The organism is Bradyrhizobium sp., from assembly GCF_004799445.1.
GTDB lineage: Bacteria > Pseudomonadota > Alphaproteobacteria > Rhizobiales > Xanthobacteraceae > Bradyrhizobium.
Map to the genome: position 1 here is coordinate 24,963 of NZ_SSNA01000059.1, position 22,956 is coordinate 47,918.

At 65.0% G+C, this 22,956-nt stretch carries 18 protein-coding genes, 1 tRNA gene and 2 pseudogenes; 11 read left to right on the forward strand and 10 right to left on the reverse strand.

Annotated elements, in window-relative coordinates:
* Positions 1 to 274 precede the first annotated feature (274 nt).
* On the reverse strand, positions 275 to 1,630 hold the full coding sequence (locus E8A46_RS07440) for a transcription antitermination factor NusB (protein WP_291559149.1): 1,356 nt from the start codon (positions 1,628 to 1,630) through the stop codon (positions 275 to 277).
* A 183-nt stretch (positions 1,631 to 1,813) separates the two neighbouring features.
* On the opposite strand from E8A46_RS07440, the gene E8A46_RS07445 reads away from it, so the two are divergent.
* Complete coding sequence (locus tag E8A46_RS07445; protein ID WP_291559150.1) at positions 1,814 to 2,032, forward strand: succinate dehydrogenase assembly factor 4; 219 nt, start codon at positions 1,814 to 1,816, stop codon at positions 2,030 to 2,032.
* 109 nt (positions 2,033 to 2,141) lie between these two features.
* Here E8A46_RS07445 and E8A46_RS07450 read toward each other — a convergent pair whose 3' ends face one another.
* A complete protein-coding gene (locus tag E8A46_RS07450; protein WP_291559151.1) occupies positions 2,142 to 2,654 on the reverse strand; it encodes a L,D-transpeptidase in 513 nt (170 codons plus the stop codon).
* A 428-nt stretch (positions 2,655 to 3,082) separates the two neighbouring features.
* The gene (gene acs, locus E8A46_RS07455; RefSeq protein ID WP_291559152.1) at positions 3,083 to 5,035 is read right to left on the reverse strand and encodes an acetate--CoA ligase; all 1,953 of its coding nucleotides are present in this window, start codon (positions 5,033 to 5,035) and stop codon (positions 3,083 to 3,085) included.
* A gap of 396 nt (positions 5,036 to 5,431) precedes the next feature.
* Here acs and E8A46_RS07460 point away from each other — a divergent pair, with 396 nt between their 5' ends.
* Positions 5,432 to 6,646 (forward strand): DNA topoisomerase IB, encoded by a 1,215-nt coding sequence (locus E8A46_RS07460; protein ID WP_291559153.1) that lies wholly within the window; start codon positions 5,432 to 5,434, stop codon positions 6,644 to 6,646.
* A gap of 794 nt (positions 6,647 to 7,440) precedes the next feature.
* On the opposite strand, the gene E8A46_RS07465 is transcribed toward E8A46_RS07460, so the two are convergent.
* Positions 7,441 to 7,689 (reverse strand): hypothetical protein, encoded by a 249-nt coding sequence (locus E8A46_RS07465; RefSeq protein ID WP_291559154.1) that lies wholly within the window; start codon positions 7,687 to 7,689, stop codon positions 7,441 to 7,443.
* 323 nt (positions 7,690 to 8,012) lie between these two features.
* On the opposite strand from E8A46_RS07465, the gene E8A46_RS07470 reads away from it, so the two are divergent.
* A complete protein-coding gene (locus tag E8A46_RS07470) occupies positions 8,013 to 8,984 on the forward strand; it encodes a tripartite tricarboxylate transporter substrate-binding protein (protein ID WP_291559155.1) in 972 nt (323 codons plus the stop codon).
* A 1,124-nt stretch (positions 8,985 to 10,108) separates the two neighbouring features.
* Here E8A46_RS07470 and E8A46_RS07475 read toward each other — a convergent pair.
* From E8A46_RS07475 to tsaD, 3 genes are all read right to left on the reverse strand, one after another.
* Positions 10,109 to 10,522, reverse strand: a complete 414-nt coding sequence (locus E8A46_RS07475; protein WP_291559156.1) for an EVE domain-containing protein — start codon at positions 10,520 to 10,522, stop codon at positions 10,109 to 10,111.
* A gap of 2 nt (positions 10,523 to 10,524) precedes the next feature.
* Complete coding sequence (locus tag E8A46_RS07480; protein WP_291559157.1) at positions 10,525 to 11,505, reverse strand: NAD(P)H-dependent glycerol-3-phosphate dehydrogenase; 981 nt, start codon at positions 11,503 to 11,505, stop codon at positions 10,525 to 10,527.
* A 191-nt stretch (positions 11,506 to 11,696) separates the two neighbouring features.
* Positions 11,697 to 12,770: a tRNA (adenosine(37)-N6)-threonylcarbamoyltransferase complex transferase subunit TsaD gene (tsaD, locus tag E8A46_RS07485; protein WP_291559158.1), complete on the reverse strand. Its 1,074-nt coding sequence runs from the start codon at positions 12,768 to 12,770 to the stop codon at positions 11,697 to 11,699.
* Positions 12,771 to 12,904: 134 nt separating this feature from the next.
* Here tsaD and E8A46_RS07490 point away from each other — a divergent pair, with 134 nt between their 5' ends.
* From E8A46_RS07490 to E8A46_RS07520, 6 genes and pseudogenes are all read left to right on the forward strand, one after another.
* Entirely contained in the window at positions 12,905 to 13,642 is a 738-nt protein-coding gene (locus E8A46_RS07490; RefSeq protein ID WP_291559159.1) for a uroporphyrinogen-III synthase, read from the forward strand.
* A gap of 68 nt (positions 13,643 to 13,710) precedes the next feature.
* Entirely contained in the window at positions 13,711 to 14,877 is a 1,167-nt protein-coding gene (locus tag E8A46_RS07495; RefSeq protein WP_291559160.1) for a hypothetical protein, read from the forward strand.
* 7 nt (positions 14,878 to 14,884) lie between these two features.
* Complete coding sequence (locus E8A46_RS07500; protein ID WP_291559161.1) at positions 14,885 to 16,633, forward strand: heme biosynthesis HemY N-terminal domain-containing protein; 1,749 nt, start codon at positions 14,885 to 14,887, stop codon at positions 16,631 to 16,633.
* Positions 16,634 to 16,887: 254 nt separating this feature from the next.
* Positions 16,888 to 16,963, forward strand: a tRNA-Thr gene (locus E8A46_RS07505).
* Between the two features lie 197 nt (positions 16,964 to 17,160).
* Positions 17,161 to 17,310, forward strand: a pseudogene (locus E8A46_RS07510) (transposase); the annotation flags it as partial.
* Between the two features lie 655 nt (positions 17,311 to 17,965).
* Positions 17,966 to 18,208 carry a hypothetical protein gene (locus E8A46_RS07520; protein ID WP_291559162.1) on the forward strand — a complete coding sequence of 81 codons (243 nt, stop codon included), beginning with the start codon at positions 17,966 to 17,968 and terminating at the stop codon, positions 18,206 to 18,208.
* A gap of 63 nt (positions 18,209 to 18,271) precedes the next feature.
* Here the strand turns inward: E8A46_RS07520 and E8A46_RS07525 are convergent.
* Together E8A46_RS07525 and E8A46_RS07530 are read right to left on the reverse strand one after the other, a co-directional pair.
* Positions 18,272 to 18,473: pseudogene (locus E8A46_RS07525) on the reverse strand (polysaccharide deacetylase family protein); the annotation flags it as partial.
* 498 nt (positions 18,474 to 18,971) lie between these two features.
* Positions 18,972 to 19,988: a polysaccharide deacetylase family protein gene (locus tag E8A46_RS07530; RefSeq protein WP_291559163.1), complete on the reverse strand. Its 1,017-nt coding sequence runs from the start codon at positions 19,986 to 19,988 to the stop codon at positions 18,972 to 18,974.
* Positions 19,989 to 20,315: 327 nt separating this feature from the next.
* Here E8A46_RS07530 and E8A46_RS07535 point away from each other — a divergent pair, with 327 nt between their 5' ends.
* Both E8A46_RS07535 and E8A46_RS07540 read left to right on the forward strand, forming a co-directional pair.
* Entirely contained in the window at positions 20,316 to 20,594 is a 279-nt protein-coding gene (locus tag E8A46_RS07535; protein ID WP_291559164.1) for a hypothetical protein, read from the forward strand.
* Between the two features lie 130 nt (positions 20,595 to 20,724).
* Positions 20,725 to 20,934: a cysteine rich repeat-containing protein gene (locus E8A46_RS07540; protein WP_291559165.1), complete on the forward strand. Its 210-nt coding sequence runs from the start codon at positions 20,725 to 20,727 to the stop codon at positions 20,932 to 20,934.
* Positions 20,935 to 21,078: 144 nt separating this feature from the next.
* Here the strand turns inward: E8A46_RS07540 and E8A46_RS07545 are convergent, their stop codons facing one another.
* Positions 21,079 to 22,767 (reverse strand): MFS transporter, encoded by a 1,689-nt coding sequence (locus tag E8A46_RS07545; RefSeq protein ID WP_291559166.1) that lies wholly within the window; start codon positions 22,765 to 22,767, stop codon positions 21,079 to 21,081.
* Between the last annotated feature and the right edge of the window lie 189 nt (positions 22,768 to 22,956).

Sequence of the window (22,956 nt, forward strand, 5' to 3'; positions counted from 1 at the left end):
GCCTTGATTGGGAGGATTCGCTGTCGAATCCTTTTAGTCCGGAAACGCGGTCAAGACACCACCTTGAAACCGCGCGAATCAGCGCGACAGGGCGAGAATATGGTGCAAAATCAGGATTTAAACTGGTGTCCCGGTTCTGGCATTCGCAGCCCGTCCGCAGCGAGGTTCTTTTGCGAATGCCAGAATCCAAAGGGACATCAGCAAGAATATGATTCTAGTGCGGTTTTGGACTTGGCATTCGCTTCGAGGACTCGCGGCTAGGCAGTAGCGAATGTCAAGTCTGCCGCACTAGCCGTGCGGCGTAAAAGCCGTCGAGCCCTCCCAGCCGGGGGTCAACGTGCGGCAGGTGGCAGGGTAGGGTGCGCAAATCACCTTCCGCGGTCAGCAGTTCGCCGAGGCCTGCGACCTCGGCGGCCTCGATCGGTACCCGTCGCATCGCCGGCTCGGACGCCAGAAGCGCCGCCACCGCCTGCTCGCCCTCTTCCGGTTCCAGCGAGCAGGTGCAATAGACCAACATCCCGCCCGGCCTCAGCAGGGTGACCGCCTTTTGCAGCAGTCGCTTCTGCAGCGCCGCCAGCGGCGCGATATCGGATTCCTGCCGCAGCCAGCCGACATCGGGATGGCGCCGGATCGTGCCGGTCGAGGTGCAGGGCGCGTCGACCAGAATGCCGTCGAAGCCTCGGTCGTGGTTTCGCTCCAGCCAGTCGGCGCCGTCGGCCACCACCACCTCCGCATCCAGCGCCAGCCGCGCCAGATTGTCGCGCAGCCGGGTCATGCGGTGGGGCGAACGGTCGATCGCGGTCACCCGCGCCCCGGCGAGCGCGAGTTGCGCGGTCTTGCCGCCGGGCGCGGCGCAGAGATCGACAATTGCCTTGCCGGCGACGTCGCCGAACAGGCGCGCCGGCAAAGCGGCGGCAGCGTCCTGCACCCACCAATGGCCTTCGGAAAAGCCGGGCAGCATCTTCACCGAGCCCTGCAGCAGCGTGCGCACCGAGCCCGTGGGCAGCGTTTCGCCGTGCAGACGCGTCGCCCACTGCTCAGGGTCGGACTTCACGGTAATATCGAGCGACGGATCCTGGCCGATCGCAGCCGCGATGTCGCGCGCGACGGCCTCGCCGTAATGGGCGATCCAGCGCGCCATCAGCCACGGCGGTACATCGAGCGTCTGCGACTTGACCTCGTCGATCAGCGGTTGTCCCTCGCGCGCGCAGCGGCGCAGCACCGCATTGACGAGCCCGGCATATTTCGCGGCCCGCCGATCCGACTGCACCAGCCGCACCGACAAATCGACCGCGGCATGGTCGGGCACGTCCATCCAGAGGATCTGCGCGGCGCCGATCAAGAGCGCGCTTTGCGCGCGCGGCGCGTCGGTCGGAATGCCGCGATCGAGCAGCCGCGACAGCACATGGCCGAGCGTGCCCAACCGCCGCAAGATCGTCGCGACCAGCCGCCGCATCAGGGCGCGGTCGCGATCGGAAAGATTCTTCAGTCCGGGATGCGCGGCGGCGCCGTCGAGCTGCTCGTCGAGCGTGCGGTGCTTATGCAGAACGCCGTCGAGTATGTCTGCCGCGATCCGCCGCGCCGCGAGACCGGGCACCTCGGAGGGCAGGGCGAATCTTTGTGGGGGCATGGAGCGGGAACATCTTGCGATATTGGACAGCTGTTCGCATTTCAGCTTTTGCCGTCAGGAGGGAAGAATCCTTTTGGCAGTAGAATATGCCAAATATAAGAATCGCATTTGCGACTTCACAGGCCGGGTGGCGCGGCAAAAACGTGAATCGAGCCGGTCAGTCCCGCAGCAGGAGCAATTTCGATGACGGATGATGCCCCGCGGCCCGCAATGGCCGCTTCCGCGCCGGAACGCAAGCCGCTTTCGCCGGCGGCGAGGCGCGCCCTCGCCGAGGCCGAAGCGCGCCGACTGGCCGCGGAGGCCAGCGCGACGCTCGCGCCTAAGGAGCTTCAGGGCCCCAAGGGGCCGGAGCCGACGCGATATGGCGATTGGGAGAGTAAGGGCATCGCCTCGGACTTTTGAGGCCCGTCACCGCGCGTGCTGGCCGGTTCCGGGCCAAAACGAATGATTTTCAAATAAATAGCCGCGCTCGCACGCGGCTTTTGGCAATTTCAAATTCCGGTGGAATTCGTCAGCGCGTCACCACCACCGTGGTGCCGACCGAAACCCGCTGGTAGAGGTCGGTGATGTCGGGGTTCAGCATGCGGATGCAGCCATAGGAGACAAAGCCTCCGACCGATCCCGGCATGTTGGTGCCGTGGATCGCGTACTCGCCGCCCGCCAGCGTCATCGCGGCGACGCCCATCGGATTGCGCGGCGAGCCACCGGGAATGACGTCCGGGATCTGCGGCTTGTCACGCTTCACTTCCGCGGGCGGGGACCAGGCCGGATTGCGGTATTTGCCGTCGATCCGCGTGGTGCCAGCCCATTGCTTGCCGGATTTGCCGACGCCGACGGGATAACGGACGGCATGGCCCGGATCGAGAACGAGATAAAGCCTGCGCTCATTGGTCTTCACCACGATCGTTCCCGGCGAATAGTCGCCCCGGAAGCCGACCACGTCGGGCCGCGCCTGGGCGCCGCTTGTTCCCAACATCCCCGCCCCGATGGTGGCCGCCAGCGCCACCGCAATCCTCAGCGACATCGATCTCTCCAATTGCTTCCGCCGCCCCATCGGGGGTTGCCAATTCCGACCCGAGGCCCGCAAAGCGGCGGGTCTGCCACCAATTCTTAACCGCACGCGTTAACCAGACGCTTTCCACGCCGGTGCCTGGGACGGGTTCTGTGACGGCAACAGAGGAAATGTTGGAAACAAAGTAAATGACCTGAAAACAACACTCTTCAGGAAACGCGCGGCAACGGCCGGCTGGCGCTGACAATGGCGTGAGAGACGGAGCTCGAAGCCGTGTCCCCGGCGCGATGCAGCGCATAGCGCGGGGCTTGGCAGAACCGGGACACACCAATACCGGGAAGAGGCTCATGCGTTCGAAACCGACCCCGGATCAGCGGCGCATCACTTCGTGCTGCGCAGCATCCGGGGAACGTCGCCCATCCGTCCGAGCCGCACAGCCGCTAAGCCGACGCGTCCTTCTTGTTCTGGCGATGTCGCACCAGATCGTCGACCACGGCGGGATCCGCCAGCGTCGAGGTGTCCCCGAGACTTCCCGGCTCGTCCTCGGCGATCTTGCGCAGGATGCGGCGCATGATCTTGCCGGAGCGGGTTTTCGGCAGGCCCGGCGCGAACTGGATCTGGTCCGGCGAAGCGATCGGACCGATGTCCTTGCGTACCCACGCCACCAGCTCCTTGCGCAAATCCTCGCTCGGCTCGATGCCGGTCATCAGCGTGACGTAGGCATAGATGCCCTGGCCCTTGATGTCGTGCGGGTAACCGACGACGGCGGCTTCCGAGACCTTGGCGTGGGCGACCAGCGAACTTTCGACTTCGGCGGTGCCCATGCGGTGACCCGAGACATTGATGACGTCGTCGACGCGGCCGGTGATCCAGTAGTAGCCGTCGGCATCCCTGCGGCAGCCGTCGCCGGTGAAATACTTGCCCTTGTAGGTCGAGAAATAGGTCTGCTCGAAGCGGGCATGATCGCCGTAGACGGTGCGCATCTGCCCCGGCCAGGATTTGGCGATGCAGAGATTGCCTTGGCACTCGCCCGACAGCGCGTTGCCGTCGGCGTCGACGATTTCAGGCACCACGCCGAAGAACGGCGTGGTCGCCGAGCCGGGCTTGAGCCTGGTGGCGCCGGGCAGCGGCGTGATCAGGATTCCGCCGGTCTCGGTCTGCCACCAGGTATCGACGATCGGGCAGCGGTCGTCGCCGACCACGCGGTGATACCATTCCCAGGCTTCCGGATTGATCGGCTCGCCGACGCTGCCGAGCAGGCGAAGCGACTTTCGCGAGGTCTTCTTCACCGGCTCATCGCCGCTTTGCATCAAGGCGCGGATCGCGGTCGGCGCGGTGTAGAAGATGTTGACCTTGTGCTTGTCGATGACGTTCCAGAACCGCGAATTATCGGGATAATTCGGCACCCCTTCGAACATCAGCGTGGTCGCGCCGTTGGCCAGCGGGCCGTACAGGATGTAGCTGTGGCCGGTGACCCAGCCGACGTCCGCCGTGCACCAGTAGATATCGCCGTCGTGATAGTCGAACACGTATTGATGCGTCATCGCCGCGAACACCAGATAGCCGGCGGAGGTGTGCAGCACGCCCTTGGGCTGGCCGGTCGAGCCCGACGTATAGAGGATGAACAGCGGATCCTCGGCGTGCATGTGCTCGACCGGGCATTCCGTCGTCACCATCTCGGCGGCTTCGTGATACCAGAAATCGCGCGACGGGTTCATGTCGACCTTGGCGCCGGTGCGCTTGACGACGACGACCCAATCGACGCCGCCGCTCTTGGCGATCGCGGCATCGACATTGGACTTTAGCGGCACCTTCTTGCCGCCGCGCAGGCCTTCATCGGCGGTGATCACGATCTTGGACTGGCAATCGCCGATGCGCTGGGCGAGGCTGTCGGGTGAGAAGCCGGCGAACACCACCGAATGGATCGCGCCGATCCGCGCGCAGGCGAGCATGGCATAGGCGGCTTCCGGGATCATCGGCAGATAGATCGTGACGCGGTCGCCCTTCTTGACGTTGCGGGTGCGCAGGATGTTGGCCATCTTGCAGACCTCGTCATGCAACTGGCGATAGGTGATGTGTTTCGACTCGGAAGGGTTGTCGCCCTCCCAGATGATGGCGGTCTGGTCGCCGCGGCTGTGGAGATGCCGGTCGATGCAGTTCCATGCGACGTTGAGGACGCCGTCCTCGAACCATTTGATCGAAATATGGCCGGGCGCGAAGGAGGTGTTCTCCACCTTGGTGAAGGGCTTGATCCAGCCGATGCGCTTGGCCTGCTCGGCCCAGAAGCCGTTGGGATCGCTGACCGAGCGCGCATACATCTCGCGGTACTTGGCCTCATCGACCCAGGCGCGCTTGGCCCATTCGGCCGGTACGTCGTAAATTTTCTCGGACATTTGATCCTCCACCGATGCGGCCCGTGAACGCGGACGCACTGCAAGCCGTCTTCATTGTTGCAACAATTATGCGCCGGGCCTGACGGCGCCGACAAGCGGAACAACTACGACCTTCGGCGGGGCTTACGTCTTGCGCAGGATCAAACCGCGCGGCGTGACGCAACCTCGCACCCCCCGGCAGGCCATCACGATCGCGTTTTTGGCACTGCCAAAAGGCCGCAGGCGAGGCCTGCGTGACGCAACAACGGTATCCAGAAACCGTCGCTGCCGGGGGGAGGGGCTGGCGTCGGCGGCGATTACCCCCTAAATGGCCCCCCTTGAGTGAAAGCCGCCAGTCGGAACCAAACAACAATAGGCGGCATTAGCAGGGTAAGTCGGAGCAAGGCGTCTAAAGTCATGATGGATCAGCAGAATTTTGAGGCTGCGCGGCCCGCTTCCGCCGATCCCGATGCCGTGGCTCTGGCCAAGGCGCTCGGACAGTGGCCCAAAACGCCTGCAATCAAGCCGCCGCCTGCCATCAAGGCGCCGCCAGCTCGCAAGGCCAAGCCGAGCAGCCTTGCTGACCGCCTCGCCGCCAAGGCGGTTGTTCCCTCGGTGGAATCGCTCGCCGAGGAGCACGGCCTCAAGCTCGGCGACCAGAACGAACTGACCATCCGCCGCATCAGGCGCGGCAAGAGCTATTCCTTCGTGCGCGCCAACGGGCGGCCGATCCGTCACACCGGCACCATCAAGCGGCTGCACTCGATGGCGGTGCCCCCGGCCTATGCCGAGGTGCGCTATTCGCCCGATCCGAGCTCGCATTTGCAGGCGGTCGGCCGCGATGCCGCGGGCCGGCTGCAATACCGCTATCACTCCGACTGGGAAAAGGTCCGCGAGCATCGCAAGGCGCACCGCTTGGCCCGTCTGGTCGCGGCGCTGCCAAAGATCCGCCGTAACGTCTCGATGCATCTGTCGGGCGAACTGCCGACCCGCGAATTCGCACTGTCGGCGGTGATCGAACTGATCGCGCGCACCGCGATCCGGCCCGGCAATGAATCCTATGCCCGCCTCAACGGCACCCGCGGCGCCACCACGCTGCTGAAGTCCAATGTCGTGCTGGAAGGCGACGGCCTGGTGCTGACGTTCAAGGCCAAGGGCGGCAAGGCCGTGCGCAAGGAATGCGATGCGGCGAAGCTGGTGCGCGCGATCGGCATCCTGCACAGCGTGCCGGGCAAGCGCATGTTCCAGTACCGCGACAATTCCGGCAATGTCCGCACCGTCTCGACCACCACGGTCAACGCGTTCCTGCGCGAGATCGCCGGCATCAAGATTTCGCTGAAGGATTTCCGCACCCTGATGGCGTCCGCCGTGGTGCTGGAATCGCTGTCGCGGATTTCGCCGGCGGCGAGCGCCCGTGGCCGCCGCAAGCAGGTGCTGGATGCGGTCCGGGCCGCGGCCGACGAACTCTCTAATACCCCGGCGATCTGCCGCAAGAGCTACGTCCACGACACCATCGTCACCGCCTTCGAGGACGGCATCCTCGAGCGCTTCGCCGCGACCATGAAGGGCTATCGCTCGCAGTCGAAGCGCGAGGCGCTGCTGGCCCAGGTCGTGATGGCCGCGGCGGCGTAAGCTGCCGGCGTCGTTTCCGATTTGAATTTCAAACAGCCTACCCTCCCCTGAAGGGGGAGGGTCGACGCGAATGCAATGAGCGGCGGGGTGGGGTGACAGTCTCTCCCCTCGAACAATGCCTGGGCTGGGAGATCACCCCACCCCGTCTCGCATTTCGTTGCACTCCATGCGAGCCGACCCTCCCCCTCCAGGGGAGGGTAAGTGAGATCGTCGCGTGCATTCCCGGTTCAATTATCAAAGAGCTGAGACACACCCCCGCCCTCTCGCGGCGCAAATAGCGCCCGAGCTGTGCATGAAAAGCGTCCCTCCAGGAATGAAGAGGCGCAGGGAATGCCGGGTGCGCGCTGCACCCGCGGTCTCGTGTGCAAGATGCACAAAGTAAAACACACACGAGCATACAGGTTCAGCGGAGGCAATCCGGCATTCCCTGCGCGATGGTTTTACGGCTTATTTCGCGCTCTCCCCGGTGACCGGGCTTTCTTGCCACCGTCGCCCCCAAGAAGCTTGCTTCTCGAGAACTTGACGCCAGCGTCGGGGCGTCAGGACCACACGACTTCGCCGTCCGCCTCAAGCGCCGCTCGTCTAGCGTCGCCAAAGCGTCCACCGCATCCCGCACCAACGTTCGTGACGACGCGTACGCCCCTCTTATCGGGACGGGATGCGCGGAAAGATGCCCGTGATTTGGGGGTGAGAGCAACGGCGTCGGGTTGCGGCAGATTGGCACGACGGGCAAACGACGGCGTTGGTTGCTTCCGCGATCAAGCGAGAGCGGATTTCGCGGGACTAGTTGGGACTTACGCGGCGGCCATCATCTCCCACCGCGCGGGGGAGTAGGCGGCGTCTTGCGCTGGTCTGTCATGGCCCGGCATGCCCGGCACGAAATAGGATTCCAGCGTGGTCAGCGCGAGATTTTCCCATTCGCTGGCCTGGTCGAGCAGCGAGCATCTTTGCAGCGGGCGGAAGGCCGCGGTTTGACGGTACAAGGAAGCTATCGCGCGATATCTGCGCACGTTTTCCAACACGACTTCCCTACTCGTAGGCATGAGCGCTCTCCCCAATCTTTCGCCTTTGCTCGTGACGACTTTGGCCGGCAACAATTTTCAATTAGTTAGCGCGCCTGGCAGAAAGCCCGAATGGTTTCCGAACTCTTGACTGCCTTGCCATCAGGTCGGTGACCACCTTTGACCCAGCGTTTCCGCCTCGGCGATTTTCGGACGTGACAGATCGCGCCTGAGAATGTCGGATTTCGCGGCTGAAGCGGACATAGCGTCGAAAGCCAGCATCAATTAGCGTTCAATTGCCTATGGCATCGCGCATTTGACGGTATGATGGGCTGATGCCGTCAGACATCACGGGGGAGACGATGATGAGGTCAGTGATCGCCGCAATTGCGGCTGTTCTCTTGTCCGCGCACGCCGCAGCGGCGCAGAACTTCCCGAACCGGTCGCTCACACTCGTCGTCGCGGCAGCGGCCGGGGGCACGACGGACGTGCTCGCCCGGATCGTGGCAAGGCGCATGGGCGAAGACCTCGGCCAGTCTGTCGTCGTCGAGAACGTGGCCGGCGGCGGCGCAACGGTCGGGACGCGCCGCGTGGTCCGATCGGATGCCGACGGCTACACGCTGATCTTCGGCAATATGGGTTCGCTGGCCGCGAATGTCTGGCTTTTTCCACAGCTCGGCTTCGATCCACGCCAGGATCTCGCGCCGGTCGGTCTTGTCGCGATCGTGCCCATGGTTCTGTCCGTGAGCAAGAAGAGCGGCATACGCGACCTCGCCGGTCTTCTCGCGGCGCTTCGGGCGAAGCCGGGCGCTCTCAATTTCGGCCATGCGGGCCCGGGCACGACCGGGCATCTGGCCGCCATCACCTTCCTGCATGTGACCGGCACGCAGGCCCACGACATCCCCTACCGGGGCGCCGGTCCCGCGATCAACGATCTTATCGCCGGCACGATCGACGCCGTGATCGACCAGACCGTCACCATGATTCCGATGCATACCGGCGGCAGCGTCACGGCGATTGCGACCTCAAGCTCCAGCCGCCTCGCCCAAATTCCGGACGTGCCGACCTTCGCCGAAGCCGGCGTACCCGCTTTCGACCTGACGGTCTGGAACGCGATAGCCGCACCCGCCGCCACCCCGCGGCCGGTGCTCGAACGTCTTGAATCTTCGCTCAAGACCGCACTCGCCGATCCGGACCTGCGGCGCCGCTTCGCCGAACTCGCGGCGGATATGCCCCAACCCGACCAGATCGGAGCGGAGCCGCTGCGGCGGCTGATCGCGTCCGATATCGAACGCTTCGGCCCAATCATCCGCGCCGTCGGAGTGAAGGTGGAGTAGCAGCTTATCCGCTGTTGAGTACAAAGCAGACATCGGCGTTCCATAACATCTGATCTGGGAGCCAACGCCGGGCGCGGGGATTCGAACCTGTGTGTTACATAACGCCTAATATCAGCGCCGCTGTTACCACGACCGGCCGGGCCACATGGACGTTTGCGTGACGGCACAATGTTGGTTGCTGTCTTCAGCCGGCAATATGCGCACCAGCTTCTTTCAGTCTGTGACGCTCCTCTACTGCATCGCTCCGCCGATGAACCTGTTGGGCCTTGTCGCCGAGCGAGGTAGGGACAACATCGTTGTCTTTTTGGCCATCCCGCGGGCTTGATCGTTTCCGGCACCAAAGCGGCGTGATTGCGGCGCCTCTCAATGCCTTTCAAATTTTGGTCTCAAATTTGCCGGCCGACTCAATTCACTCTGGGGGCGGATCGGCGGATCGGGTGATTTTGACAAGTCCAGTTTTGAATCGGAGTATTGGGCATGAACCATCCACCGCAAAACAAACTAGGCCGCCCTTGTGAACCCTCACTTTGGGCTAACGAACCTGCCGACGACGCTCTTCCGCTACTTGAGGATGCGCTTCGAGAGGATGAATCGTCACTTTGGGCTGACGAGCACGCTGACGACGTTCACTCGCTGCTTGAGGAAAATGCCCGGCTTCGAGGGCTTTTGGTTCAGCTATCGGACCTCATCCGCAGAAACGTCGCTCACGCTAGGTAACGCCGTATCATGGCAGAACCAATCCGATTTGCGGTCAGCGCGGGCCGCGAAATGACGAGTCTTGAGACGAGTATACCGCGCTCGAAATGACGCGACTGACCCTGAACGGACTTCGCCTTGCATGGTCGCCCATCTTGGTGATGCGACCGAGTCGCTCTTTGCCATCGCTCGACTTTGTAGCGACCATCTTGGCAGCTTCAATTGGCACCTCAGGCGCTTTGCCATCGACGATCTGCCACGCCGTCAGCACCGCCGTTTCGGCCCCTTGGGGGTGTCGACGGCAAATTCGGAACTAGACCGCGGGGTTCGACGAGAGCATCGTCGGTTCATCGCCGGGAGAACTGTCGGGCCCCAGCTCTGCCGCTCATCCTTCGAGACGCCGCTTGCGCGGCTCCTCAGGATGAGGCTCACACCCCGCCCATCTTGCAGACGATCTTCCATTCCTCCGCAGTCACCGGCTGCACCGAGAGCCGCGAATATTTCACCAGCGCCATGTCGGCGAGTTTCTTGTCGGCCTTGATCGCGGCCATCGTCACCGGGGTTTTCAGCGGCTTGTCGGCCTTGATGTCGACGCAGACGAATTTCCCGGTCTTGTCGGTGGGATCGGGATAGGCCTCCTTGATGATCTCCGCGATGCCGACGATCTCCTTGCCCTCGTTGGAGTGATAGAAGAAGGCGCGGTCGCCTTTCTTCATCTTCACCAGGTTTTGCCGGGCGGTGAAATTGCGCACGCCGGTCCAGGCTTCGCCCTTGTCGCCCCGGGCCACTTGCTGATCCCACGACCAGCTCGACGGTTCGGATTTCACCAGCCAGTAGTTCATGTTCACCCCTCCGCCTTGAACGGCCGCGTCAGCAGGCTCTCGATCGCGTCGTCGATCGTGGTCGCGCCGCGCAGGATGTCGGCGACCGCGTTTGAAACCGGCATGTCGACGCCTTGCGCCGCCGCCAATTCCATCAGCACCGGCGCGGTGAATTCGCCTTCGGCCAGTTGGTCGCGCGGTTTTGCCTCGCCGCGCCCGAGCGCGAGACCAAGCGCGAAATTGCGCGATTGCGGGCTGCCGCAGGTCAGGATCAGATCGCCGAGACCGGACAGCCCCGCCATGGTTTCGCTGCGCGCGCCGCAGGCCCGCCCGAGCCGGACCAGTTCGGAAAAGCCGCGCGTGGTCAGCGCGGCCAGCGCGGAGGCGCCGAATTTCTTGCCGGCCACGATGCCGGCTGCGATCGCCAGCACGTTTTTCGCAGCACCCCCGATCTCGACGCCGCGGACGTCGGAGGTGTGGTAGGGCCGGAAGGTCGCAGACCCCAGTGCCTGCACCAGATGGCTTGCGAGTTCGGCGTCGCCGGCCGCCAGCGTCACCGCGGTCGGCAGGCCGCGCGCCACGTCCTCGGCGAAACTCGGCCCCGACAGGATCGCCGGCCGCGCCATGGGTGCTGCTTCCGCGATCACCTCGGTCATGAATTTGTGGGTGCCGCGCTCGATGCCCTTGGCGCAGGCGACCAGCGGCGTCGCGTCGGCGAGATGCCGGCTGAGCGCGGTGACGGCGGCGCGCAAATTCTGCGCCGGCGTCGCGATCAGGATCAGCTCGGCTTTGGCGGCGAGCCCGATATCGTCCGTCACCGTGACGGTCGCATCGAGTGTTGCCCCGGGCAATTTTGGATTGCGGCGCGTGGCGGAGATTTCGGCCGCGAGCTGCGGGTTGCGCGCGCAGAGCACGACTTCACGTCCGGCGCGCGCGGCAACGCCGGCCAGCGCGGTCCCCCATGCGCCGGCGCCGACGACGGCAACTGAATTGAATGCGGTCATCGCGGAGCCTCCGCTATGCTCCCTCGCCCCGCGCTTGCGGGGAGAGGGTTGGGGTGAGGGGCTGTATCCGCGAATTCAGCATGTGGAGAGTCCCCCTCACCCGGATTTTACGCTGCGCGCAAAATCCGACCTCTCCCCGCAAGCGGGGCGAGGTAAGGAAGCGGCTCCGACGCGCTGTGCTCTGCATGTCCCTAAAACCCCGCGCGTGTATTGGCAAAACCCGCCGGCGCGGTGGCGTTGCCGTCGAGCAGCCAGCGGGCACGTGGCGCGGTGTCCATGGTGTCGGTCAGCCCCAGCGCCAGTCGCTCCGCGCCGGCCCAGGCGATCATCGCGCCATTGTCGGTGCAGAGCGCGGGCGGCGGAATGATCAGCGTGGTCTGGGCTTTCGCGGCGACGTCCTGCAACGCGCCGCGGATCGCCTGGTTGGCGGCGACGCCGCCGGCGGCGACCAGCGCGCGCGGCGGACCGAACTGTTCGTGAAACAGCCGCAAGCCGACGCTCAAGCGGTCCGCGGTCGATTCCAGCACCGCAGCCTGAAAGCTGGCGCAGAGGTCGCGGATGTCCTGCGGCTCCAGCGGCGTCAGCCGGGAGGCCTCGTTGCGCACCGCGGTCTTCAGTCCCGACAGCGAGAAATTGGCGTCGGGGCGCCCGAGCATCGGCCGCGGAAAGGCAAATCGCTTGCTGTCACCGCCGGCAGCGGCGCGCTCGACCTCCGGCCCGCCCGGATAGGGCAGCCCGAGCATTTTTGCGACTTTGTCGAAGGCCTCGCCCATGGCGTCATCGACGGTGGTGCCGAGGCGGACATATTTCCCGACCCCGATCACGGCGACGATCTGGGTGTGGCCGCCGGAAGCGAGAAACAGGCAGTACGGAAAGGCCAGGGCGCAGGTCAGCCGCGGCGTCAGCGCATGGGCCTCGAGATGGTTCACCGCGATCAGCGGCGTGTTGTGCACCATCGCGATCGCCTTGGCGGTCGTCAGTCCCACGATCACCCCGCCGATCAGGCCGGGGCCGGCGGCCGCGGCGACGCCCGAGAGCTGCGCAAAGCCGACACCGGCTTCCTTCATCGCGCTGTCGACGATACCGTCGAGCAGGTCGACATGGGCGCGGGCCGCGATCTCCGGCACCACGCCGCCGTAAATGGCATGCTCCTCGGTCTGCGACCGCACGATATTGGACAGGATCCGCCCCACGCCGTCGCTTTGGCGCTCGACCACGGCGGCTGCGGTTTCATCGCAGGTGGTCTCGATCCCCAGCACCAACATTGGCGTGTCGTTACCCAATCTGAGCCCTTGTACTTTCGAGCAAACCGGCGTTTCCCTTACTCCGGTAGCATTGCGAGGTCGCAAGGTGCAATCGTCCGTTACTGGGGAATCCCCTCGCTTTCAGAGTCTGACGCATGGCTATTCTCGTCACACGCCCGCATCCGGACGATGAGACCACCGCCGCTGGGTTGCGCGCGCGGGGCTTTGACGTGCTGCTGGCGCCGATGCTGCGGTTTGAAGCCGCCGCCTTCCATGACGATTCCGATGCGCATTACGGCGCGGTCATCGTCACCAGCGCCAATGCGTTGCGCGGCATCGAATCCCAACTCAAAGCGAGCCCGTTGCTCAAACTGCCGCTGTTCGCGGTCGGAGAGCATACCGCGGAAGCCGCCCGCCGCATCGGTTTCGAACAGGTGATCCCGGCCAAAGGCGACGCCGCGAGCCTGCGCGATCTCGTGGCGGCCAGCGTCAAGGCGAAAGCGCTCAAGAAAACCAGCCCGCTGCTTTATCTGGCGGGGGCCGATCTGGCCCGCGATCTGGCCGGCGAACTCGGCGAACGCGGGTTCACCGTCGTCACGCAGACGACCTACCGGATGATTCCCTTGTCCAGCCTGCCGCGCGAGACCTGCGACGCGTTCGCCGCCAACCAGGTCGAGGCCGTGCTGCACTATTCAAGGCGCAGCGCGCGCGCGTTCCTGGAGTCGGTTCGCGCCGCCGGCGTCGAAATATCGGCGCTTTCGGTTCCGCAATGCTGCATTTCCGCAGGCGTCGCCTCGGTGATTCGCGACGCCGGGGCTACCCGGGTGATGGCGGCGGCGTCGCCGGATGAAAATGCCCTGTTCGCGGCTCTGGACCGTGCGTTGCGCCCCTGATTGGCGTAAGAGAGCAGCCGAATCCGGTGGATTCCGGCCGAAGGCCAAAGGGAATCGGAGCACGAGTGATGAACGAAGAAAGGCCCGAAGACACCTCTCCGCCGCCCGATTCGGGCCGGCCCAGGCGCGCCCCACCGACCATCGACCTGGAGGCGTCCGAGGTATCGGGCGAAACCCAAGGAACCAACGCCGGAACCAACGCCGGAACCAGCGATGACGCTCAGCCCAAGCGATCCTTCACGCAATCCTTTCCTTGGCCGTCGGCGATTTCCGCGACGCTAACGGCCGCCGCCACCAGTGCGGTCACGGCGGCGTTGGTGGTCGCCGTCGCCTGGGTGGTGGGATGGCCGGGTGAGACCTCTCCGCCGATGACGCCGCCGCAGGCCAACGCGAACGCCATCGACACGCTCGCCTCCCGGGTCGACGCTCTCGAAGCGAGGTCAGTCAAGTCTCCGGCCGCAGCACCCGACCCGGCCGCGACCGCGCGAATCGACGCGCTGGAAAAATCCGTGGCGTCGCTGCGCGCCGAGCTTTCAGGCGCCCGCGCGCAGTCGGAAAAGCTGGCGGCCGAACTCACGGCGGTGAAATCCTCGCCGCGCGAAGCCGCCGCGTCGCCGGAATTGGCCGCGATCAACGAGCGCCTCAGCCAGATCGAGCGCGCCACCCGCGCCGCCAGCGCCGAGCTCGCGCAGCAGGACCACAAGCCCGCGGACGACAGCGCGCTTCGGCGCGTCGTCGCGGCCTCGATGCTCGACGTTTCGGTTCGCCAAAATGAGCCTTTCGCCGCCCAGCTGGCCGCGGCGAAGGCGCTTGCGCCCAATCCGGATGCGTTGAAACCACTCGATGGGTTCGCGGTCTCGGGCGTGCCGAGCGCGGCCGGTCTCAGCCGCGAGCTGCTGGCGCTGGTACCAAAATTGTCACCGCCGGCGCCGGACAATGCCACCACCGGCACCGGCATCGTCGATCGCCTGCAGGCGGGCGCCGCCAAGCTGGTTCGGATCGAGCGCACCGACGCCGTCGGCAACGACCGCGCCGCCATCATCGCGCGGGTGACGGCGGCGGCGTTGCGTGACGACTACACCGGCGCGCGGCGTGAGTTGAATACGCTGGCGCCCGGCGATCGCGCGGCCGCTCAAGCGTGGCTCGACCGGGCCAACGAGCGCGATGCGGCGCTCGCCGCCTCGCGTCATTTCGCGACCGAGGCCGTGGCGGCGCTCGCCGAACCGGCGCAATAGGATAGCGATGTATCGAATCATTCTGTTTCTGGGCTTGATCGCGCTCGCGGCTGGCGGCGCGGCATGGGTGGCCGACCAGAGCGGCGACGTCGCGCTGTCATGGGACGGCTGGCGCGTTCAGACCACGCTGCCGGTGTTCGTGCTGGCGCTCGGCGTGGCGATTGTCGCGGCGATGCTGGTGTGGGGCATGCTGCGCGCGCTGTGGCGCCTGCCGGAGCGGATCCGCCGCAACGCGCGCGAACGGCGCCATGCGCGCGGCCGGCACGCCATCACGCAAGGGCTGCTCGCGATCGGCCATGGTGATTCCACCGCCGCCCGCCGCCATGCCGATGTCGCGCGCCGCCATGCCGCGGATGATCCGCTGGCGCTGCTGCTGCATGCGCAGTCGGCGCAGCTCGAAGGCGACCGTGGCGCCGCGCGCGCCGCGTTTCACGCCATGGCCGAGCGCGAGGATACCCGGCTCCTGGGCCTGCGCGGGCTGTTCATCGAAGCCCAGCGCGCCGACGATCCCGTTGCCGCGGTCGGCCTCGCCGAGGAGGCGCTGAAGCTTGCGCCGGCATCGACCTGGGCGTCGCATGCGGTACTCGGCTTTCGCTGCGCCAGAGGCGACTGGAGCGGCGCACTTGCCATCCTCGACAACAATCTGGCTTCGGGCCTGATCGACAAGCCGGCCTATCGGCGGCAACGCGGCGTGCTGCTGACGGCGCGCGCGCTGGAACTGGAAACGGTCGATCGCGACCTGTCGCGCGACAGCGTGATGGAGGCGGTCAAGCTCGCGCCGACTTTGGTGCCGGCCGCGGTGCTCGCCGCCAAATATCAAAGCGAGGCGCATCAGACCCGCCGCGCGATGCGGATCGTCGAAGCGGCATGGCTGGCGCATCCGCATCCTGATCTCGCCGATGCCTACGCCCATGTGAAGCTGGGCGATTCCGCGCGCCAGCGGCTGGTGCGGGTCGAGACTTTGGCGGCGAAGGCGCCGGGGCATCTCGAGGGCGCGCTGGCGGTGGCGCGCGCGGCGATCGACGCCGCCGAATTTGCGCGCGCGCGCGAGGCGCTGGCGCCGTTCATAGCGGCGCCGACGCAACGCGTCGCGATGCTGATGGCGGAAATCGAACGCACCGAACATGGCGACACCGGCAGGGCGCGGGCCTGGACCTTGCGCGCGGTGCGCGCGCTGCACGATCCGGTCTGGACCGCGGATGGTTACGTGTCCGACAAATGGAGACCGGTATCGCCGGTGTCCGGCCGGCTCGATGCGTTCCAGTGGCAGATGCCGCTTGCGGCGTTGCCCTCCGACAACAACGGCGCGATCGAAGCCTCGTCGTTCGAGCAGGCGATGCTCGCCACCCCACCATCGCCGCGGCGCGGCGAAATATCGGGAAAGAATTTGGTGGAGCCGCCGCGGGAACAGGAAGCGGCCGGGGATGTGAACGTGCCGCCGGCGGCGCAGGATAATTCTCCGGCAAGGCCGGCCGCCGCAGAACCGGCCCCCGTACCAGTCCCGCCGCCCACCGAAGCCGTTGCCGCCTCAGCGCCACCCTTGTTCCGCGCGCGCCAGGATCTGCCAAGACAGGATCTGCCAACAGCGGCCGGCAGGCCCGCCCCGGCGATTCCGGCCGTGATTCCAATTGTCCGGGCGCCCGACGATCCCGGGATCGACGACGAGCCCGAAAGCGCCGAATTCGCCGAACAAATAGCCCCGGTCCAGGGCCAGGCCGGCGGTTGGCGCGGCTTTTTGTCCCGCTGGGGCGGGTGAGCATGATCCGGAAAAGTGGACCCCGGTTTTCCGAAAAGATCATGCTCAAACAAAAAGGTAGAGCGCGCCTTCGAGCGAAAGCCTGCCTGCGGACTTGATCCGGGGCGGGTCGCGGTTCGTGTCAGGAAAACGCGGCGAAAAGGCCTCTCGGCCGCCACGCGCGGACCCGCGTTTTTCTTGCAAAACAGGGCATTGCCCGATATCAGGTGGCACGCGTTTTCAGGCCGTCAGGCCTGTCGCGCATGCGTTGGTTCGCCGCAATAGCTCAGTTGGTAGAGCACGTCATTCGTAATGACGGGGTCACAGGTTCGAGTCCTGTTTGCGGCACCAAAAAGACGTTGATTTGCAGTCGGTTAAATTGCTTCGCCTCTTTTTCTTTCCCTTGCGATTAGGCTCGGGAAGCACCGGGGAAGCACCGCTGAGAAGACCCTGCGCCTGCCAACCGTCGCTCCCCGTGCTCAAACCGACAAGCGCCGCGTCATCTCATCTTGGGATGGAGGAGGCCATCGGTTGCTGCGCGCGTTCAAGAGGGCGTAGCCTACACCAATCAAGCGGAGTCGTTTTTCTCTCGCCTGCGCCGCGCCGAAATCGGTATTCACCATCATGTCGCCGGGCCGTACTTGTCGGCCTATGCCAGCGAAATGGCTTGGCGGGAAAACAACAGACGCGTGAGTAACTTTCCCCACCCGGCAAATCGTTAGCCTTCGGACAGGCGCTTTCCGTCCATGCCCAGAGCGGTAAACGACAACATAAGATTTCACCCCATTTTCCCGCACTCTGAGCCCAAAGCCAGTAAGGTCGGTGTCCCAAACGGTGAATTCAGACCCGTTGGGAAGAATATCGTCGATGGAACGTTTGGTGAGGCGGACCGAGGTCATTTGATGCTCCAGGGAAGCACCGGGGAAGCACGTTTAGGGAAAGTACTGGATTGGTGCGGAACGACGATATTGAGGGAAACCCTTTAGTTGCAAGGGGTTTTATCGATGTCGGAACGCTGCGGAACGTAATGGTCAGCTAAAGAATTTAATTCGTAATGACGGGGTCACAGGTTCGAGTCCTGTTTGCGCACCAGTTTTCTTCGATCCCCGATCGATAACAGGCGTCGCCAAGCGGCGCTTGCGTGGACGAATGCCCTACGTGATTCCGCTCCGTGATCTGCGAACCGCATCGCCACGGCATCTATTGGTAAGCAGGGCTGTCGCATCTTTTCGGCCGATCCCGTTTGGGCCGCCGGGATCGGCGTGACGCCGAAATTTATCTTGCGATGTGTGAAGCGGTTCACAGCGGAATTTCGCCGTCGCGCTAAAACACGCTGCGAACTTGGAGGCAGCCATGCCATCATCAGCCCAGCAGAGCCCAGCCCGTCACCGCAGTTCTTGGCCGGCGATCGTCCGGATCCTGCTGGTCGAGATTGTCGTTCTGCTCGCGCTGTCGGGCGCGATGATCGCCTATTTGAGCTGGTCGTCCGAAGCGGCATGGACCGAATTCAAGGCCGCAGGCAAACTGCTGGCGCCCGATTCAAGCAGCCCGGTCCAGACCGTCAAGGCGCACGCGCCCTGCGACCGGAAAGCGTAAGCGCGCACAGCGTCGTCGTCCGCGCGATCCGCGGGCGCGCAAGCATGGCGTTATTCGATTGCGCTACCGCGAAACCGTCTGAACCACGCTGCCCACCGGGCGGGTGCTCGCGACCGGCAGTTTCATGTCCTTGATCAGCGCCTCGTCATATTCGGGCAAGGTCTGCATCGGCGCCTTGGCCTTCATCTGCACGACCTTGTAGCCGCCGGCCTTCAGGCGGCGAAGCAGAGCGGGCATGGCCGGCCGTATGCTTTTGGAAATCGTGCTTTCACTGATCCCGACGCCGCCCGCAAGCTGGTGGAGATCACCTATGCTGCCGATGCGGTCCAGGATGGCCGCATCTACATCGGGCGGATCAGGGTGGCAAACCCCGTAGATCTACGGAGCCAAAATTTAACGGATACTTCCGAGCCGATAGTTAGACCGATGACGCGAAAACGACAGAAAAGGTAACTCAATGAGTGTTTCGAGTATCGGAGGCGCAACTCCACCACAGCCATTGGCCGTCAGCCAACCAAAAGTAGATCGTCCAAATGACGGAGACGGTGACGCGGGCGATGCGCCCAAGGCTCAACCTGCTCCCGCTCCAGGCACAGGGCTGGCTGTCAACAAATCAGCCTGATCCAGAGAGCCCGGCGCAGGCTCTGGTCTCTGCGAAATCAAAGAGGCCGCCAACTGAGGCGGCCTCTTTTGCCGACGGGCCGGAGCCGGTGTCCCCGCCAACCGTAGCGGATCCGCCGATGGCGCTTGCCGTGGGCGAATGCTACTGCGAAACTGTCTGAACCACGCTGCCTACCGGGCGGCTGCTCGCGACCGGCATTTTCATGTCCTTGATCAGCGCCTCGTCATATTCGGGCAAGGTCTGCACCGGCGCCTTGGCCTTCATCTGCACCACCTTGTAGCCGCCGGCCTTCAGGCGGCGCAGCAGGGCCGGCATGGCCTCGGCGGTATGCTTCTGGAAATCGTGCATCAGGATGATGCCCTTGCCCTGCTTGTCGAGCTTGGTCATGACGGTATTGATGATTTGCTCGGCATTCTTCGCCCGGAAGTCGAAGGAGTCGAGGTCGCATGAAAACATCGCGATGTTGCGGGTGCCGAGATAGGCCATCGCCGCCGGGCCATGCTGCAGTTCCGGAAAGCGGAAGAACGGCGAGGGGGCGGCGCCCAGCGCCAGCTTGACCGCGCTGTAGCCTTTTTCGATTTCGTCCTTGGCGAGCTGGTCGGTCATCTTCTTTGAATTCAGGTTGGCATGCGACCAGGTATGCGCGCCGACGGTGTGGCCGGCCGCGGCCACAAGCCTGAGAATCTCCGGATGATAGGTGGCATGCTTGCCGATCGGGAAGAACACCGCCCTGGTGCATTCGTCGGCGAGCGCCTTGAGCACGGCGGGCGTATTGGCGGGCCACGGGCCGTCATCGAAGGTCAGCACGACTTCCTTGTCGACCAGAAAGTCGAACTGCTTGAAGTGCTCGAAGCCGAAGCCCGGTCCGCCCGTGGTGTCGATTTCCACCACGCGGGCAACGCCGAGCGCATCGGGATTGGCGCAGTGGGCCTTCGGCGGCGGAGCGGCGATGGCCTGGTCCGGCATGGTGCCGGTGGTCTCAACCTCGTCGCGGGGAGCCGCCGATTTGGCTGCCGCTTGAAGCGGCGCGGCCGGCGCGGCGCTGGCGGTCCGCGGCGCCGCCAAATCGCCGCGCGGGGGCAATGTCCAAAACCACACGCCGGCGATGACAACAGCGGCCACCACACTCGCCAACATCAAACCCAACGCGTTACGCATGGTTACTCTTTCATAAACACCGAAGCTAAAATCGCGGTCAGATTATTTATGGGAAATAGTTGTTAACGCCGCCCCAACGCGGCGCGGGTTCCCCGAGCTAATTGGCGCCCCGTTGCGGGGCCGCCGAAGCGCACATTCCGGTCGCGGCTATTTCTAACGAGTTCTCTAACGAGATCGATACCGGTTCCCGTGAAGAATGCGCGTCTGAGTGACGGACGTCACCATTTGGCCGCAAAGTGACAGACGTCACATTCCGAACCACGGGGTTGAGGCACGAATAGCCATCAACAACGCGCCGCTGACCCGGCGAACCCACGGGAGCCAAAAATGACCGCATCTTTCACCAGGGCGCTTCGCCAGGCCGGTCTCGGGCTGGCGGTCGTCGCCTCCGTCGCTGCGCTGTCGTCGAGCTCGAGCTTTGCGTTCAGCGACGAGGCGCAGCAAATGTGCACCGGTGACGCGTTCCGCCTGTGCAGCTCCGAAATTCCCAACATTCCGAAAATCACCGCATGCATGATGAAGCACCGGGCGGATCTCAGCACGGGTTGCCGACTCGTGATGGACCGGGATCTGGCGCAGAAATCAAGCAAGGTCGCAGCGCAGTAATATCGCACCATCCGGTCATCCCGGGTTTACCGCGGCGCGGAATGATTTCTCTTTGCGGCACAAAGCCGTTGCGGCGCCGGTTTGAGCGCATTAGAACGCGCTGATATCATGACCGGTGGGCATAGATCCGATGTGCAGATTTCTTTTCGTTATTCCGTTTGTCTTGATCGCCTCGGGCGCGTCGGCGCAGCAGGGCCACGATGCCTGCGCGCGCGACGTTTCGCGCTTCTGCCGTGCGGTGATGAATGATGGCGATTCGGCAGTGCTGGCCTGCCTGAAGCAACACCGCGCCCGGCTCAGCAAGGCCTGCGAAAAGGTGCTGACCGATAACGGGCAGTAACGCGCCGCGCGAATTCGCCCGCAGGTGTCATTCCGGGGCGCGAGCTCTTTGCGAGCGAACCTCGGAATCTCGAGGTTCTCCGATGTGCAACTGCACATCGTAGTTCGACCCTTCGGGTCGCCCCGGAACGACTGCTCCTCGAATTTACGTGCTGCCGCCCGCCGCGGAGGAGGTCACCGGCAGCACCTCGCTGACGGCGCGGTCGGGGGTATCTTCCTTCCAGCGCACCGATCCAAACGGCCGCTCCAGCATGCGGCGGACCCGCACCGGATCGGGCCCGAGATGAAAACCGATGGCGCGCTGATGCAGCGCGCGTTCGGATTGCGTGGAGCGGTTGCGCTGGCGCAGATAATCGAGCCAGGTCGGGCAATGATAGCGTTCGGTCCACAATTCGGGGTCGGCGATGTCGCGCGCGATCGACCAGCCATAGGCACCGTTGCGCTGGCGGCTGAGCTGCACCTCCTGCATCACGTTATGGAAGGCGCGGGCGTTGTCCTGCGCGACGCGATATTCGATCTCGACCACCAGCGGTCCGCTGCGCGCGGTCAGCGACAGCTGCACCTCGGGATCGGCGAGCACTTCGGCATCCTCGTTGCGCGCGCCGATCCGCGGCATCCGCAGCCACAGGCCGAGCAGCGGCGAGGCCAGCATCAGCGCGGCGGAAACCAGTAGGGCTGCCTCGACGCCGACCGCGTCGGTCAGACGTCCCCAGCCCCAGCTTCCGATCGCGATGCCGCCGGCGATCGAGGCCTGAAACGCCGCCAGCGAGCGGCCCGCCACCCAGCGCGGCGCCGAGAGCTGCACGCCGATGTTGAACAAGGCCACCGCCAGCATCCATACCGCGCCCGCGATCACCAGCGCCGCCGCCGTCAGCACCGGCTCGCGGCTGAGCGCGACCGCCGCGATGGCGCCGCCCATCGACAGCGCGCAGGCGCGGATCGCGGCTTCGCCGCTCATGCGCTTGCGCACCTCGGTGATGTTGAGCGCGCCGATCACCGCGCCCATGCCGAACGCGCCGAGCATGATGCCGTAGGTTTGCGCGCCGCCATGCAGCAGATCGCGCGCGACCAGCGGCATCAGCGCCGACACCGAGCCGCCGATCAGGCCGGTCACCAGCGTGCGCGTCAGCACGATCTTGATCGCGGGTGAATTGGCGATGTAACGCACGCCCGACACGATGGCGCGGTTGAGACGCTCGCGCGGCAGCCGCGATGGCTGGCTGGTGCGGCGCCAGAGAAACAGCACGATCAGCAGCGGAAGATAGAGCACCGCGTTGGCGGCAAAGGCCGCCACCGCGCCGGCGGCGGCGACGACGATGCCGCCGATCGCCGGGCCAAAACTGCGCGCGATATTGTAGCTGATGCCGTTCAGCGCGACCGCGGAGGGCAGCGTCTCCGGCGGCACCTGCTCGGTGACCGACGCCTGCCAGGCGGGGCCGAACAGCGCCATGCCGCTGCCGACCACGAAACAAAGCGCCAGCAGGGCCTCTGGCGTGACCAGGCCAAGCCACGCCAGCACGGTCAGGGCGGTTGCGCCCGACAGCGCGATCGCCAGTGAGATCAGCGCCACGATCCGCCGGTCGTACATGTCGGCGATGGCGCCGGCCGGCATCGAGATCAGCATGACCGGCAGCATCAGCGCGGTTTGCACCAGCGCGACCTTGTCGGCGGACGAGGTCATCTGGGTCATGGCCCAGGCCGCGCCGACCGCCTGGATCAACAGGCCGAGATTGGAAAGCAGGCTCGCCAGCCAGATCCGCCGGAACGTGGCATGCTGCAGCGGAGCCGCGACGCCATCGCCGGCGAACATCGAGCGTTTGGGCTGTCGGGTCATGGCCTGTTCCGTTGGTGCCGGCCGCTGCCGGCGTGATTCCCCAGGGCGTTTGCAGTGATGCCCGCGAAAGTCCTCGGCTGTCCAGTGGTTGGGCCGCGGTCGACCCCGGCCGCCCGCTCCGGCGGAATGGCGAAAATCACCCCGGCGCCCCAGATGCGCCGATCCCGGCCCGTGTTCGGGCGGTCAGCG